General features: G+C 46.6%; 10 protein-coding genes. All 10 read right to left on the bottom strand.

Annotated features, from left to right (window positions below):
• Positions 1–55 precede the first annotated feature (55 nt).
• The 10 genes from CSD97_RS11850 to CSD97_RS11800 all read right to left on the bottom strand — a co-directional run bounded on the left by CSD97_RS11850 (position 56) and on the right by CSD97_RS11800 (position 14,202).
• Complete coding sequence (locus CSD97_RS11850) at positions 56–2,065, bottom strand: transketolase (RefSeq protein WP_009036826.1); 2,010 nt, start codon at positions 2,063–2,065, stop codon at positions 56–58.
• Between the two features lie 190 nt (positions 2,066–2,255).
• The gene (locus CSD97_RS11845) at positions 2,256–3,800 is read right to left on the bottom strand and encodes an alpha-N-arabinofuranosidase (protein WP_009036827.1); all 1,545 of its coding nucleotides are present in this window, start codon (positions 3,798–3,800) and stop codon (positions 2,256–2,258) included.
• Between the two features lie 23 nt (positions 3,801–3,823).
• Positions 3,824–5,422 carry an FGGY-family carbohydrate kinase gene (locus tag CSD97_RS11840; protein ID WP_098032443.1) on the bottom strand — a complete coding sequence of 533 codons (1,599 nt, stop codon included), beginning with the start codon at positions 5,420–5,422 and terminating at the stop codon, positions 3,824–3,826.
• Positions 5,423–5,546: 124 nt separating this feature from the next.
• Complete coding sequence (gene araA / locus CSD97_RS11835) at positions 5,547–7,055, bottom strand: L-arabinose isomerase (RefSeq protein ID WP_005836040.1); 1,509 nt, start codon at positions 7,053–7,055, stop codon at positions 5,547–5,549.
• A 38-nt stretch (positions 7,056–7,093) separates the two neighbouring features.
• Positions 7,094–7,780, bottom strand: coding sequence for an L-ribulose-5-phosphate 4-epimerase (locus CSD97_RS11830; RefSeq protein ID WP_005826585.1), 687 nt, complete (start codon positions 7,778–7,780; stop codon positions 7,094–7,096).
• A 42-nt stretch (positions 7,781–7,822) separates the two neighbouring features.
• Positions 7,823–8,500: an NUDIX domain-containing protein gene (locus CSD97_RS11825; protein ID WP_005826583.1), complete on the bottom strand. Its 678-nt coding sequence runs from the start codon at positions 8,498–8,500 to the stop codon at positions 7,823–7,825.
• A gap of 59 nt (positions 8,501–8,559) precedes the next feature.
• Entirely contained in the window at positions 8,560–10,254 is a 1,695-nt protein-coding gene (locus CSD97_RS11820) for a sodium:solute symporter (protein ID WP_005826581.1), read from the bottom strand.
• Between the two features lie 27 nt (positions 10,255–10,281).
• Positions 10,282–11,421: an aldose epimerase family protein gene (locus CSD97_RS11815; protein ID WP_008663672.1), complete on the bottom strand. Its 1,140-nt coding sequence runs from the start codon at positions 11,419–11,421 to the stop codon at positions 10,282–10,284.
• Positions 11,422–11,687: 266 nt separating this feature from the next.
• Positions 11,688–12,842, bottom strand: coding sequence for a galactokinase (galK, locus tag CSD97_RS11805; RefSeq protein WP_005826576.1), 1,155 nt, complete (start codon positions 12,840–12,842; stop codon positions 11,688–11,690).
• A 49-nt stretch (positions 12,843–12,891) separates the two neighbouring features.
• A complete protein-coding gene (locus CSD97_RS11800) occupies positions 12,892–14,202 on the bottom strand; it encodes a sugar MFS transporter (RefSeq protein WP_005826573.1) in 1,311 nt (436 codons plus the stop codon).
• Positions 14,203–14,238: the final 36 nt, after the last annotated feature.

The following is a 14,238-nucleotide window of genomic DNA, read 5'->3' as shown; positions in this document are numbered from 1 at the left end:
ATGCCTGCAGCTTGTAGGGCGCGGGCAATCAGCACATCAGCACATTGGATAATGATTATAACATTGCTTTTACTTGTTTGTAAACGTTCTCTGCGGTGAAACCGAGCTTTTCGTCCAGCACTTTATAAGGTGCCGAGAATCCGAATGATTCCAATCCCCATACTTTACCGCGGGGACCTACCAGCCCTTGCAGTGTGACGGGCAGACCGGCTGTCAGGCCGAATACCTTGGCACCACACGGGATAATGCCTTCTTGATATCCCGGAGCTTGGCTACGGAACAGACCTTCGGAAGGAACGGACACGATACGCACCTTGATGCCATCCTTGCGCAGCAATTCAGTACCGGCTACCAATGTGGCAACTTCCGAGCCTGAAGCAACGAGGATTATATTTGGATTTTCATCGGAGCCGGCTACAATATAAGCGCCTTTGGCAGCTTGTTCGTAATCGTTGCCTTCGGGCAGGTTGGCGATGTTCTGGCGGGAGAAAATCAAACCGGTTGGGGTTGTGGTATTTTCCATTGCCAGTTTCCATGCCACAGTTGTTTCTTCTGCATCTGCCGGGCGGAGTACCAACATGGAATTATGTCCCTTGTGGTTTTTCAGTTTTTCCATCAGGCGGATTTGGGCTTCCTGCTCTACCGGTTCATGGGTAGGACCGTCTTCACCTACACGGAAGGCATCGTGTGTCCAGATGAACTTCACGGGAACTTCCATCAGGGCTGCCATACGTACGGCAGGTTTCATGTAGTCGGAGAATACGAAGAAAGTTCCGCAAGCGGGGATTACACCGCCATGCAGTGCCATACCGATACAGCAACATGCCATAGTCAGCTCGGCAACACCGGCCTGGAAGAATGCACCGCTGAAGTCACCTTTCTTGAAGGCATGTGTTTTCTTGAGGAATCCGTCTGTCTTGTCGGAATTGGAAAGGTCGGCAGAAGCAACAATCATATTTTCTACTTGAGTGGCGAGAGCACTGAGCACAGTGGCAGATGCTGCGCGGGTGGCAACGCCTGCTTTCTGTTCGATGGCGGCCCAATTCACTTCGGGAGCCTTGCCGGAGAAGAACATTTCCAGTTTGGCAGCCTTTTCTGGATTGGCTTTTGCCCATGCGGCTTTGGCTGCATACTTTTCAGCCATGATTTTCTTCAGCTCAGTTGCACGCTTGGCATATAGTTCGGCCACTTCGGGGAAGATGACAAACGGATTTGTCGGGTCACCACCCAAATTCTTGATAGTGTTTATATAAGCGTCGCCGCCCAGAGGAGCACCGTGCGTGGCACAATCAGCCTCGTAGCTGCTGCCGTCTGCCTTGCGGGCACCTTTACCCATTACGGTATGGCCGATAATCAGCGTCGGACACTCTTTCTCAGCTTTGGCTTCGTTCAGTGCACCGCGGATGGCATCGGGATCGTTACCATTGATTTTAATGACTTTCCAGCCCCAAGCTTCGTATTTCTTGCCGGTATCTTCGATGGTCACATCCTTTGTCTCGGTAGAAAGCTGAATGTCGTTGGCATCATAGAACATGATGAGATTATCCAACCCTAATGCTCCGGCGATACGGCCTGAGCCTTGGGAGATTTCTTCCTGGATGCCACCGTCAGAAATATAAGCGTAGATGGTCTGTGGCATTACTTCTTCGAAACGTGCCTTCATGAACTTGGCTGCGATGGCTGCACCGACTGCAAATGTGTGTCCCTGGCCGAGCGGTCCGGAAGTGTTTTCGATGCCGCGCATGATGTCACGTTCGGGATGTCCCGGAGTAGGGCTTCCCCATTGGCGGAACTCTTTCAGTTCGTCCAGCGTGAACTTGCCGGTCAGGGCCAATGTAGAGTAAAGCATCGGTGACATGTGTCCCGGGTCGAGGAAGAAACGGTCACGACCTTCCCAAGCCGGATTTTCAGGGTCATATACCAGGAACTCTGAGAAGAGTACATTTACAAAGTCAGCACCACCCATGGCACCGCCCGGATGCCCGGAGTTGGCTTTCTCAACCATGGATGCAGCAAGGATACGGATATTGTCCGCCGCACGGTTCATAAGTTTGTTGTCGTTCATATTGAATCTAATTTATTTTGAATATTATCAATAGGTTATTTGGTCCTTGTAGGTTTTCCAAGGGCAAAGATAACTCTTTATGCGTAATTCACAACACTCGAAGAGTGTCTTTTTTATCAGTATTACTGCCTTTTTGCTGCTAAAATGATACTAAACGTATTTAGCTGATTTTGTGCGGTGCACGGTAGTTTTACTGTAACTCAATAGTAACGATTGATTTGGCCGGAAGTTTAATCTTGAGAATATCTTTATTGATTTTTACCTCTTTGAACGGAACGGGTTTCACATTGTCGGGATTTTCAAATGAATTGTAGTCCGTCAGATTGGTGGAAGTCAATATTTCACCAACTGCTTTCTTGGCTTTCGTTCCAGACAGATTGATGGTCACTTCCTGTGCATTGTCTGCATCTACGTTGGACATGGAAATGTGTATCTTGCCGTTTGGGTCTTTGGAGGCGGTAGCGCTGACCATTGGTATTCTGCGGTTGTCGCGTACATCCATCATGTCGCAGTTCAGCTCAAGAGGAATGTAGGTGGCATCCTGGTGTACATTGTACATTTTGAATACATAATAAGTGGGGGTGAGTACCATGTTTTTTCCGCTGGTCAGAATCATGGATTGCAATACATTGACGATTTGGGCAATGTTTGCCATTTTCAGACGGTCGGTATATTTATGGAAGATGTCGAAGCTGAGGGAAGCGACAAAAGCATCACGCAATGTATTCTGTTGGTACAGATGTCCGGGATTGGTACCCGGTTCAGTGTCCCACCAGGTTCCCCATTCGTCAAGCATAAGAGCCACGTTCTTTTGAGGGTCGTATTCATCCATAATGGTGCAATGCTTCTTGATGACATCTTCTATTTCGCGGCATTTGCCCAGTGTCCAGTAATAGTCGTCTTTACTGAATTGGGTGGCGGCGCCTTTACTGCCGTTCCATCCGCTGACGGTATAGTAGTGCAAGGAAAGACCGTGCATACGGCCGCCTACGCGGTCCATCAGCACTTTGGTCCAGTTATAGTCGTAGTCGCTGGCACCGCTGGCTATCTTGAAAAGGCTATTGCCGTCATAGTTGCGGCAGTAGGTGGAATAGCGGCGGTAGAGGTCGGCATAATATTCGGGACGCATGCTTCCACCGCAACCCCAGCTTTCGTTACCCACGCCGAGGTATTTTACTTTCCAGGCTTTGTCGCGACCGTTCTGGCGGCGCAGGCGTGCCATGGGGGAGTCTCCTTCGGAGGTCATGTATTCCACCCATTTGGCAAGTTCTTCTACGGTACCACTGCCTACGTTTCCACTGATATAGGGTTCACATCCCAGCATTTCGCAGAGATTGAGGAACTCATGGGTTCCGAAACTGTTGTCTTCGATAGTGCCTCCCCAGTTGTTGTTCACCATTTTGGGGCGGTTTTCTTTAGGGCCGATACCGTCCATCCAGTGGTATTCATCGGCAAAGCAGCCTCCCGGCCAGCGAAGGACGGGTACACGGAGCTCCTTCAGTGCATTGAATACGTCGGTGCGATAACCGTTGATGTTGGGAATATCGGAGTTTTCACCTACCCAAAGTCCACCATAGATACAAGTTCCCAAATGCTCTGCAAATTGGCCGTAGATTTCTTTGGGAATGATTTGCTCGCTCTGGTCTGTGTGTAAAGTGATAGTGGCACTTTTCTGTGCGAAGAGTGACAACGAGGTGGAGAGAAATATGCTACTGATAAATAACTTTGTGTTCATAGTTTTTTAGTGTTATTAAATACTTAGTTCTTGAATCTTACTGCTGCTTCTTCGATGGGCAAACCAGCTTTATAGCTTTCGATGTAGGTGTTGAATCCGCTTACATCTTCGGCTGTCGGTGAGATTTCAATACCGGCATTTCCGGTGAATACATGCTTGTCCAGGAAGTCGGCAAGGGATTGGTCGTTTCCGTTGTTTGCAAGGTAGGAAGCGAGGAGGGCAATACCCCAGGCACCACCTTCGCCAGCTGTTTCCATAACGGAAATGGGTGAATTGATGGCAGCTGCCAGTATTCTCTGGCCTACTCCTTTGGTTTTGAAGAGTCCTCCGTGACCGGTGATTCTGTCTACTCTGATTTTCTCTTCATTGAAAAGGATGTCGTTGCCGATTTTGAGAACTCCCACTGAAGCATACAGATGGGTGCGCATGAAGTTGGCAAGGTTGAACTTGTCGTTTGCCGAACGTACAAACAGTGGACGTCCGTCTGCCAGTCCCGTTATAGGTTCGCCTGATATGTAGTTGTATGAGATGAGGCCTCCGCAGTCTGCATTGCCTGTCAGGGCGTGGTTATAGAGCTTTCTGTAGATTTCGTCCATATCTACGGGGATACCCATCAGTTCCTGGTATTCTTTGAAAATATTGATCCAGGCATTGAGGTCGGAAGTGCAATTGTTGCAATGCACCATAGCTACGAGGCTTCCGTCGGGGGTGGTTACCATGTCAATCATTTCGTAGGGCTTGGACAATTCTTTCTCCAATACAATCATTGAGAAAGAGGAGGTGCCTGCCGATACGTTTCCAGTGCGCTGCTTTACGGCGTTGGTGGCAACCATGCCGGTTCCAGCGTCACCTTCGGGCGGACAGACGGGAATTCCTGCTTTCAGATGTCCCGATACGTCGAGGCGACTGGCTCCTTCGGGAGTAAGGAAGCCTGCGTTTTCACCGGCCGACAATACCTTCGGCAGAATATCTCGAAGCTTCCAGTCGTATCCTTTCGGAGCAATAAGTTTGTCGAACTTATCCACCATTTCAGAAGAATAGTTTTTGGTGATGGGATCGATAGGGAGCATACCGGAGGCATCTCCTATGCCCAGTACCTTTTGGCCGGTTATTTGCCAGTGGACAAAACCTGCAAGGGTGGTCAGGTAATTGATGGATGGAACGTGCTCTTCATTATCCAGGATGGCTTGGTAGAGGTGGGAGATGCTCCAACGCAGAGGGATGTTGTAGACAAATAGTTCGGATAGGGCTGCGGCAGCCTGTCCGGTATTAGTATTTCTCCAGGTACGGAAGGGTACAAGGATTTCTTCTTTTTCATTGAATGCCATATAGCCGTGCATCATGGCACTGACACCGATAGCTGCCAAGGTCTCTATCTCTGTATCGTAGAGGCTCTTTACATTGGTACGAAGGTCTGCGTAGCAATCCTGCAACCCATACCAGACAGCCTCGACGCTATATGTCCACAGTCCGTCGACTAACTGATTCTCCCAAGTATGGCTTCCCAGGGCGATGGGTTTGTTTTCCTGGTCAATCAAAACCGCCTTGATTCGTGTGGAACCGAGTTCTATACCAAGGATGGCCTTGCCTGCCTCAATGGTTGATTTTGCATCTAATTTCATGGTATTAATGATAATTTACGGATTTATAGTACGATTATAAACAACGGATTACTAATTGCAAACTACTAGTTACGTTTGTGGTACGTGTAATTAGTAGTCCGCAATCGGTAATCCGTAATGATTATCAGCAAAGTGCCTTGTTCAGCATATAGTAGACTTCATTCATGCGCAGTTCTTTTTTGAACTCGCTGATGGTGGTATTTTCATCGATGACTACCATTTCGATGCCGGCCATTTCGGCAAAGTCTTCCCAATATTCCACCGTCAGGTCGTAGGAGAAGCTGGTATGATGTGTACCTCCGGCCAGAATCCAGGCTGCAGCGCCCACCTCGAGGTTGGGCATTGGAATCCACAGTGCGCTGGCAACGGGCAACTTGGGCAGAGGCTTGCTCTTGATGCATTCTACTTTGTTCACAATGAGGCGGAAGCGATTGCCCAGGTCTACGATGGTAGCGGCTACACCTTCACCTTGCTTGCTGGTAAATACCAGGCGGGCTGTTTCGCTGTCGATACCGATGCTCAGACGGTGCACTTCCAGTTTCGGCTTCTGTTCGGCAATCAGTGGACAGACTTCCAACATGTGTGCCTGCAGGATGGCGCTCTTTTCTCCGTCGAAGTTCAGCGTATAGTCTTCGAGGAAGGAGCACCCCTTCGGCATGCCTTGACTCATCACCCAAGTGGTACGGTATAGTGCCGCAGTTTTCCAGTCGCCTTCGGCACCGAAGCCGTAACCTTCCGCCATCAGTCGCTGTGAGGCCAGTCCGGGGATTTGGTCAAAGTCGCCCAAATCGTTGAAGTTGGTGGTGAAGCCTTTGGCACCCGTGTCTTTCAGCACGCGGCGAATGGCGATTTCGGCCTTGGCGGAGTTCCATACTTTGGTGTAGGCTTCCGTACGTGCGTCTTCCAGTTCGGGAGCGTGGTCGTAGAGCTTGAAGTATTCTGCTACGAGTGCCTTCACGTCCTCGTCGCTGACAGCATTGTAGTGTGTCATCACATCATTGATGGGATAGTAGTCCACATGATAGCCCAATACTTGTTCGGCACTGACCTTGTCACCGTCTGTCACAGCCACGTTGTTCATCTGGTCGCCGAAGCGGATGATGAGCATATCCTGCGCATCAGCCCATGCGGCAGCTACGCGCATCCATGCGGCAATCTGGTTTTGGGCTTTTTCGTCCTGCCAGTGGCCTACTACCACTTTGCGGTTCTTTCGCATACGTGTCACGATGTGTCCAAATTCGCGGTCGCCGTGAGCCGATTGGTTTAGGTTCATAAAATCCATGTCCATCGTCTCCCAGGGAATTTCCTTGTTGAACTGTGTATGGAAGTGTAGTAATGGCTTCTTCAGTTCCTGCAAACCGTGAATCCACATTTTGGCAGGAGAGAAGGTGTGCATCCAGGTGATGACTCCGATACACTTATCGTCGTTGTTGGCGGCTTTGAAGGTAGCGGTTACTTCTTTGGATGAATTGACCGTACCTTTATATACTACCTTTACGGGCAGTTTCCCGGAATCATTCAGACCTTTCACCATTTCATTACTATGTGCGTCTACTGCGATAACTGCGTCACCTCCGTACAAGAGCTGTGCTCCGGTTACGAACCATACTTCATATTGTTCAAATGTGTTCATACAATTTATTTTTATAGTTTATATTTAAAGAATGATAGTTATTTCTGTCCATAATAAGCGTTAGGACCGTGCTTGCGGCTGAAATGTTTTTCTATCAGCAGCGGATTCATGGTCAGATTGGGGTTCACGGCATAGGCTATACTTGCCATTTTTGCCACCTGCTCCATCACTACGGCATTATGTACCGCTTCGTGTGCGTCTTTTCCCCACGAGAAAGGACCGTGGTTCTTTACCAATACTCCGGGAGTATGTACCGGGTTCAGCCCCTCAAAGCGTTTTACGATGACATTTCCCGTTTCCAGTTCATACGCTCCTTCCACTTCCTCCTTCGTCATGTCTGCTGTGCAGGGTATGGCGTCGTGGAAGTAATCGGCATGTGTTGTCCCGATATTCGGTATGTCACATCCGGCTTGTGCCCAGGCTGTGGCGTAAGTAGAGTGCGTGTGCACCACACCGCCGATTTCGGGGAATGCTTTATAGAGAACCAGGTGGGTCGGTGTGTCTGAAGAGGGCTTTAACCGTCCTTCCACGACCTTGCCGTCAAGATTCACTACCACCATATCCTCTGCTTTCATTTCATCGTAACTCACCCCACTGGGCTTGATGACTACCAGACCAGATTCGCGGTCAATGCCCGATACATTGCCCCATGTGAAGATAACCAATCCGTGCTTCACCAGTTCAAGGTTAGCATGGAATACTTTGTCTTTCAGTGCTTCCAGCATATTATTTAAATTACTAATTACAAGTTGTTGAATATTAGGTTCTCAGAGCTTAAATTTCGGAGCTTTGCGGTATGCCTTCTCATTAAACTGATATAAAGCAGCTCCACGTTTGGACCCCGTTTTGTCTATTTTGTCAGTTTTTTCTATATAGTCCATTTCTGCTATGCGTTTTCGGAAGTTCCGTTTGTCAATGCTCTCGCCGTATATAGCTTCGTATAAGCTTTGCAGTTGTGACAGCGTGAACAGTTTAGGTAGTAGATTAAAGCCGATTGGTTCGGTGGACGCTTTTTGTTGCATCAACTTCCGAGCTTTCTCCACCATTTGCGGATGATCAAAGATTAGCGCTGGCAGTTCATTGATATTTACCCAGAAAGCATTGTGTTGCTGTACGGATTCTTTGTCGTATTCGTTGATGTTGATGAGCGCATAGTAAACAATGGAGACTACGCGTTCTCCTGGGTCACGATCTATGGCTCCGAAAGCTTGGACTTGTTCCATATATACATCTTCCAGTCCGGTTAGTTCATTCAGGACTCGTTTGGCTGCATCATCCACGCTTTCGTCTTCCTGCACGAATCCACCCATCAGCGACCATTCGCCCATTGCCGGTTCGAAGTTACGCTTCAGCAACAGCAGGTTCAATTCTCCTTCATTGAAACCGAAAATAATGCAGTCGATACCTACATAAAGTTTCGGATTTGAACTATAGTAATTACTCATATCTTAATTTTTGTTTAAGGGGTATGCTGCATGGATATATATCATAGCAACATACCGATTTACCAGAAATACCAATAAAAAGCAGCAGTAATACCCAGGATGATAAGGGTATGAATGATATCCCATTTATTCCAACTCGCACGTGTAGCTGCTTTTTGTTCAGGAGTTGAAGTTCCGAATACCAGCCCTTGAATCTTTTCAGCGCTTGGGGCAGCTGTAAACATGCTGACTGCGATAACCACTACGATGCAGAACAAGAACATCCATCCGCAGAAAAACAGCCAGTTCATATCATAGAACAGATACTTGAAGGTACTGCTTGACACATCTCCTACATTGCTGTAATATACTTTTGCCCCCAGACGGGTTAAACCGATAATCATTCCGGCAATCAGTCCCCACATACCGCCTTGTGCAGAGGTGCGTTTCCAGCAGATCCCCAAGAGGAAGGCTGCGGCAATGCCTGGTGCTAATACAGATTGTACATCTTGTAAGTAGGTGTAAAGTACATCGCCTACACTGCGCATAATGGGAATCCAGAGTATACCCAATATCACAATCGCAACAGTTGCCATCTGTCCAATTCCTACCAACTTTTTCTCAGAAGTGTTCGGCTTGAAACGTTTGTAGAAGTCAATGGTGAAAAGCATAGCAGATGAGTTGAACAAAGATGCGAGAGAACTCATCAATGCTGCAAGAATACCGCAAACAACCAAACCTTTGACTCCTGCAGGAAGCAATTTTGCTACTAGAGTTGGGAAAGCAGCATCTGCATTGGCATTTCCGTTTGCCAGCATAGGTAGAAAACCTTCTCCCCCGGTTCCGAGATATTTTTGGTGTAATGCGAAAGCAATCATGCCTGGGATAAGGAATAAGAATACGGGCAATAATTTCAAGTAAGCTCCGAAGATGGTACCGCGCCGTGCTTCCTTTTCATTCTTTCCGGAAAGTACGCGTTGCACGATGAACTGGTCTGTACACCAATACCAGAATCCGATAATGGCTGAACCAATCAGTGCACCCAACCAAGGGAAGTTAGGGTCGTTATTACTGCGTATAAGTTCTGTCATTGTGTTGCCATAATCGTTCACTGTGACTGCACCGCAGATTCTCATCATCTCATCCCAGCCTCCCAATTCTTTGAAGCCGAGTACAAGGATTATCAGTGAACCTAACAGCAAGATGGGGGTCTGCAGGATGGAGGTATAAAGTACCGACTTCATTCCTCCGAAGATTGTGTAGAGCGCAGTCAGTATAACCAGACCGATGGCGGCAATCCAAAAGAAGTCGATTCCCCAAAGTTCTTTTATACCGAATACTTGTTGGAATACCAATCCTCCTGCATAAACCGTCACGGCAACTTTTGTCAGTACATAGCTGATTAAAGATATTACAGACAATATTGTACGTGATTGTGGATTATAGCGGCGTTCTAGGAATTCAGGCATTGTGAATACCATACTTCGCGAATAGAACGGTACGAATACCCAACCTAAGATAAGGATCATCCAGCCTTGTATTTCCCAATGTGCCATCGCCATACCGCTGGAAGCACCGGCACCGGCTAATCCGATTAAGTGTTCCGAACCGATGTTGGATGCAAAGATAGATGCACCGATAGCGAGCCATGTGGCATCACGACCACCTAAAAAATAGTCTGCTGAGTCATTCTGTTTCTGTTTGACAACCCAGACAATAATTCCAATTAAAGCCAGGAAAAAGATTCCAATGACTAACCAATCTAATGTTTCCACGATAATAAATGATTTATAAGGTTATTGTTATTTTTCTACGGAAAATTTGAAAACACATTCACTGTTGTAAATTTGTCCGGGTTCCAGTACGACAGAAGGCCATTGGGATTTGTTGGGGCTATCCGGATAATGTTGTGTCTCGAGGCATACGGAAGCGCGCTGGTTGTAAGTAATGCCTTTTTTACCTTTTACGGTGCCATCCAGGAAATTCCCGGTATATACTTGTATACCTGGCTCATTGGTATAAACTTCCAGGGTGATGCCGCTTATAGGCGATGTCAGTTTGGCTGCCACTTGGGATAGGTCACCTTTAGTATTCAGTACCCAATTGTGGTCATATCCGTTTCCATTCTTTATTTGTTCAAAGTCCGTCCGGTTGATGTCTTGTGCCACACTCTTGGGAGTGGTAAAGTCCATTGGTGTTTCTTTGACGGAGATGATGTCACCCGTTGTCATGAAAGTACTGTCTACCGGAGTATAGTTGTCTGCATTGATGTATAAGATGTGGTCTGTTGCTGCCTTTGAAGGATCACCTGATAAATTGAAATAAGAATGGTTAGTCATATTGATAACCGTCTTTTGGTCTGTTGTTGCACTGTATTTTATATCAATGGCATTGTCATCCGTTAACTTGAAAAGTACTTTTGCCGTAACATTACCCGGGAAATTCTCGTCTCCATCCGGTGAAATGCGGGTGAGCTCCAGAGTTGTGCTGTCAATGGGATTGGCACTGTATACTTGGTATTGCCATCCTTTGGGGCCACCGTGCAGGCAATGTCCGAAATTGTTCTGTGGTAACTGTATGGTATCTCCGTCAAGAACGATTTTCCCTTGGTTAATCCGGTTGGCGTAGCGTCCGATAGAAGCACCAAAGTCACTTGGTATGTTGATGTAATCGGCAATGCTGTCAAAGCCCAATACTACATCCTGCATAACTCCATTTTTGTCGGGTACCATAATGGATACAATACGTCCTCCAAAGTTTGTGATGCATACTTCCATGCCCGCTTTATTCTTCAGCGTATAAAGCTGTGTCTGGGCGTCATTGACTGTTGTTTGGAATTTTACTGGATCAAGACCGGACAGCGTAAGCGTTGTTTCTGTCTTTTGATTGCACGCAGTTAGCATCATTGCGGCAATTCCTGCAAGTAGAACATGTCTTTTCATGGTTTTGTATTTAATGTAAATGAGATGATTATCTTTCTTTGGGTGTAAAAGTAACACTTTTCTTTAGTGTAGGCTGTACACTTTTATATGTTATGCAACATAAGTGTCAAGAAACATATCTGTGCCAACTGGCTGTACAGATAGATGTGTTCGGAATAAACTTCTCGGATGATTTTGTTTTTAGAGTGGAAAACGGTGGAATAGGGGAGAAGAAAAAGGCGCTTCCCTGCAAAGGGAAACGCCTTTTATTTGAATGCTGATGTCTATTATTCTAATCTGCGGGCACCGTCGCTGATGACTACATCATATACTTTTGGGCTTCTGCCGAACTTCTTCTTGAATTCATCTTTTGCTTTTTCGATGAATGTACTGTACAATTCATCCTTTACCAGATTGATTGTACATCCACCGAATCCACCGCCCATGACACGTGAACCGGTAACTCCACAATCGAATGCAAGGTCATTCAGAAAATCGAGTTCTTCGCAGCTTACTTCATACAACTTACTCATGCCATGATGTGTTTCATACATCTTTTGGCCTACAGTTTCATAATCGCCTTTTTCCAGGGCGTCGCAAACGTCGAGTACGCGTTGAATCTCTTCGATGACATATTCTGCACGCATATAGTCTTCTGCGCTGATGTCGGCTTTGGCTTCTTCCAGCATGCCCATGGTAACGTCACGCAGGAATTCTACGTGTGGATGCTTCTTCTGAACAGCGGCAACAGCAGCTTCGCAGCTTTGACGACGTTTGTTGTATGCTGAAGATGCAAGTTCGTGTTTCACTACAGAATCTACAAGAACCAGACGATAGCCTTGCGGGTCGAATGGGAAATACTGATATTCCAGTGAACGGCAATCCAGGCGGATGAGGCTTCCTTTCTTTCCGAATACAGAAGCAAATTGGTCCATGATACCACAGTTTACGCCACAATAGTTGTGTTCTGTAGATTGTCCCACTTTTGCCAATTCAAATTTGTCTATCTTGTTGTCACCGAACAAGTCGTTCAAAGCATAGGCATAGGTACTTTCCAAAGCTGCTGACGAGGACATTCCTGCACCCAGAGGCACATCGCCTGCAAAAGCGGTATTGAAACCTTTTACATCTACACCGCGTTTCATCATTTCCCGGCACACGCCAAAGATATATCTTGCCCAGCTTGCGCGGGGTGCATCTTCTTCATTCAAGCCAAATTCCACATAATCTTTCAAGTCGATGGAATAAGCTTTTACTGTGTTTGTGCCGTTGGGCTTTATTTCTGCAATCATTCCCTTATCGATTGCTCCGGGGAATACAAAACCACCGTTATAGTCTGTATGCTCACCGATAAGGTTGATGCGACCCGGAGAAGCATAAACAGCTCCCGTTGTTCCGTCAAAGTGCTTGATGAAACGGCTTCTTACGTATTCTATATCCATGATATTTATATTTTATAAGGTGAATAAATAAATTACCTATATTTTCTTGTTAATCGACCTTGATGTCCTTATTGACATTTTTGCAGCCTACCAAACCGTAGAACAACAGATAGCCAAGGGCTGCGATGATAACCCAGTAACTCGGCATGAAACCTGCAATGTCGGCCACCAAACCTTGGATAACGGGCAAGATGCCGCCGCCGCATACCAATACCATGAACAGACCGGAAGCCGCTGCCAGATATTTACCCAATCCTTCTACGGCCAGATTAAAGATACCACCCCACATGATGGAAGTACACAGACCTACCAGTACCAGATACATTGCGTTGATAGGTACTTCTGCAAATCCGAAAGAGAGACCTCCCGTAGCACTTTGTTGGAGTACCGGCAGATTGACAAGCGAACCGGTAGATGAGAAGATGGCAAGGAACACCAAAAGTAAGCCTAATGCGGAAGTAAAGGTAAGCATTGCCTTACTGGAGATTTTTGCACCCAATGAAGCGCCGGCCAGACGTCCAATCAGCATGAGGAACCAATATGTACCTACAACAAAACCGGAAATGGTGGAAGAAATGCCTGCTCCTCCCTTTTCAATCGGATCGGTCAAAAACAAGTTCAGAGTACCCGGTACACCAACTTCGACACCTACATATACAAAGATTGCTATAGCTCCCAAAATGAAGTGGCGGAATTTTAAAGCGCCTGACATCAACTTACCGATAGGTTCTGTTGAAGTTGCAGCATTGGGTTCCGGTATGGGCACAATCAAAAGAACGAAGAACGCGATGGCAAATACAGCCATTGCTGTGTACATTACAGGGAATATCTGAGAGATAGTAGCTTTTTCAATGGAACCGGCAATCAGGATACCTACGAACATCGGAGTAATGGTGGCCATTACGGAGTTGAAAGAACCACCCACTTGGATAAGCTGGTTTCCTTTGTTACCTTCGCCGCCGAGCTTGTTCAGCATCGGGTTGACTACCGTATTAAGCAAACACATGGAGAAACCGGCGATGAAAGCGCCAATCAAATATACGGCAAAAGCCATATCAGGGCTTGAATGACCTGATAAATATTGGATACCTACACCGATAAAGCCTACAGCTACTGCTATCAATGCCGTTTTTTTATACCCTACCCGTTGTAGTAAGATGCCGCTTGGTATTCCCATCACTGCATATGCAATAAAGTTACCAAAGTTACCCAACATCCCTAAAGCGTTGGATACTGAAAACTGATTTTTCAGTACGATTCCCATAGGGGCAGCAAGGTTGGTAACAAATGAAATCATACCAAAAAGGAAGATCATCGTGATAATTGCGATGAGTTTACCATTCTGTTTTTGTTGTGTCATGGTTTTGTAAAATTAATAAGTTTATAAATTGGATTA

It is taken from the genome of Bacteroides sp. AR29, assembly GCF_900217715.1.
GTDB classification, from domain to species: Bacteria; Bacteroidota; Bacteroidia; order Bacteroidales; family Bacteroidaceae; genus Bacteroides; species Bacteroides uniformis.
This window is presented reverse-complemented; position numbering and strand designations above follow the sequence as displayed.